General features: G+C 63.7%; 2 protein-coding genes. Both read right to left on the minus strand.

Translation table 11 applies throughout. The annotated features are described in order from the left end of the window. Positions 1 to 96: 96 nt before the first annotated feature. Positions 97 to 807: an ATP-binding protein gene (locus AWC07_RS02525; RefSeq protein WP_085104937.1), complete on the minus strand. Its 711-nt coding sequence runs from the start codon at positions 805 to 807 to the stop codon at positions 97 to 99. A 56-nt stretch (positions 808 to 863) separates the two neighbouring features. Continuing rightward, on the minus strand, positions 864 to 2,498 hold the full coding sequence (gene istA / locus AWC07_RS02530) for an IS21 family transposase (protein ID WP_085104936.1): 1,635 nt from the start codon (positions 2,496 to 2,498) through the stop codon (positions 864 to 866). Positions 2,499 to 2,658: the final 160 nt, after the last annotated feature.

A 2,658-nucleotide genomic window follows, 5' to 3' on the forward strand; every position in this document is an offset into this window, starting at 1 on the left:
TGTCATTTGCCACCGGGAAGGGACCACTGGTTTGCCACCAGCTAGGGACCACCTGTTTGGCTCAGCGAGCATGATGTTGGCTTTACGGTGCTGATGTCAAACTGTGGGCTTTTGACGTCGCCGGTAGGACTGGCCTTCGATGATCAGTTCGTGCGTGGTGGAGGTGAGCCTGTCGACTGCCGATTGGGCCAGCAGTGGGTCGGTCATCATGGCCAGGAATTCGTCGGGGCTGCGGTTGGAGGTTAAAACGGTGGAGGCCTTGTGGTGGCGGGCCACGACGAGTTCGTAGAAGTCGGCGGTTGCGGTGGCGTCCATGGGTTGCAGCGCAAAGTCGTCGATGATCAGCAGGCGGATCTGGGCCAGCCGCCGCATTTCGGCTTCGGTGCTGTTGTCGAGTCGAGAGGCTCTGAGCCGCTTGAACATTGCGTCTGCGCGCAACATTAGGGTGGGGACGCGGCGGCGCACGGCGATATGCCCAAGTGCTGTGGCTAGATGCGTTTTCCCGACTCCGACGGCGCCCAAAAGCAAAGCCCCATGGGGGCCGTCGAGGAAGCGCAGGCTGGTCAGGTCGGTCCACAGGCTGCGGTCGTAGCGCACGGCGGCGGATTCGTCCCAGGACTCTAGGCGCATGGCGGCGTCTAGGCCGGAGTCGCGGGCGCGCCGGGCCGCTGAGCTGGTGTCGCGGCGGGTGGCCTCATCGGCGAGCACCAGCTCGAGAAACGCCGCATGGGAGAGGTGTTGTTGGCGGGCCAAGACGAGCCGTTCGGGCAGGGTGTCGAGCATGGGTCCGAGTTTGAGTTGGCGCATCACACGTTTGAGGTCAGTCGAGATGGGATCGGTGACAATAGGTTTGGTTGGTTTGGTCACCACAGCCCCTCCTGCTCGTTGTGGTGGCCGGTGACCAGGGCGCCGCCGTCGATGACGCTCATCCAGTCCGGCTTGGGCCTAGATGGGCCAGTGCGGTATTCGCGCGGGTCTCGGGCAAACCGTGCCGGGGCCAGCCCCGAAGCCGCCCGTGGCGCCTCGCTGGGGGCCTTTTCGGTGGCTTTTTCCAGCATGGCTGCGATCTTGGTCACCGAGATGACATCGAGTTCCAAAGCGCGCCCGCACGCGGTGTTGACCGGTGTGGCGCCGTAGCGTTTGACCAGGCCCAACAGCCGATAGACCTGGCGCATCTTGGTCCAGGGCAGCTCATGGTCGAGCAGGCGCTCGGCGTAGATGGCGATGTCGGGTCCATGGCCGGCGGCGGTGGCGATGAGCCGGCCCAGGTCCCGCATGGCGTAGGCGGTCTTTTCGGCGGGTAGATCCCCCGGGTCGGTCGAGCGCCCGCCCGCCGGTTGGCGGGGATGGGTTTTGACCAGCTGGCCGCGGTGATACATTTTGACCAGCTCAGCATCGGCGCGGACCCAAAGTGTTTGCCCGCGAAGGTGTTCGGGTATCGAATAGAGCGCACTTTTGATCTGGACGTGGTAGTCGCGGTGGACTTTGACTTGCGCGTAGATAGGCAGCTGGTAGGCCGCGGTGGGCGCGGGCAACAGCACAGCAGCCTCACACTGGGCGAACACCACCGCCGGCTGGGCGCAGGTGGTGCCATGGATACGTAGCCCGGCTTTATCGGCGCACCAGGTTTGGGCGCGGGCTTGGGCGTCGGCCAAATCCACGAATTCCTCACCGGCGAAGAAGTTTCCGCGTACGTATTGCACTATCCTTTCGACCCGAGGTTTATCTTGGGGCGAACGAACGCGGGCCGGGTCGGTAACAAAGCCGCGGGCCTGGGCGTACTCCAACCACCCCACAGTAAATCGTGGGTTTGTCGCATCAGCCTGGGCCACAATCGGTTTCATGTTGTCGGGGATCAACACCTTAAAGACACCACCGAAAAACGCCCAGGCTGCCTCGCAGCCGGCGAGGATCGCCTCCAACGTCTGGGAGAACGTCAACCACACGAACATGTGCCGCGAATAGACCGCGGTGAAGATCAACGCATGCGCCACCCGCGGCCGCCCTGCCGCCGCATCGAAAATCATCCCCATCCGGGCGAAATCGATCTGACACTCCACCCCGGGATCCCCGTCGGCCACCGGCACCGTATCCCCCCGGCCCCGATAACCGGTGCGCTCAACGCAATAACGGTGCAAGGTGCGCTGGGGCACCATCACCCCCTCGCGCGCCAACAGATCGGCGATCTTGACCACGCTCAAACCCTTATCGACCCACTCGGCGATCCGATCATGGTTGTCGCACAACAATTCCCACGCCATACCATGCCCGTTCGGCCGATCCGGGCGCACCGCCTCCACCACCTGCCCGATCAACTCATCGGTGAGCTGATCAGTGTTGCCGTCACGATCCAACCCCGCCGCCACCGCCGCGTCTCTATAGCGGCGAGCGGTCTTGCGATCCACCCCGGCCACAGCACCCACCCGGCGCAGCCCAGCGCCCAACATCCACACCCGCAACATCTCGCGCACCTCGATCACCGAAACCTCCCGATACATAAAGCGGACTCCTTCACATCGATTGACGTGAAGTGATCCGACCCAGTAATCGAGCAACCCCCGACGCGACACGCGGGTGGTCCCATCACTGGCAAACGGGTGGTCCCATGACCGTGGCTAAACCCTGCTCAAACCGGTCCCATCACGGTGGCGGTCGACA

This window comes from Mycobacterium gastri (genome assembly GCF_002102175.1).
GTDB classification, from domain to species: domain Bacteria; phylum Actinomycetota; class Actinomycetes; order Mycobacteriales; family Mycobacteriaceae; genus Mycobacterium; species Mycobacterium gastri.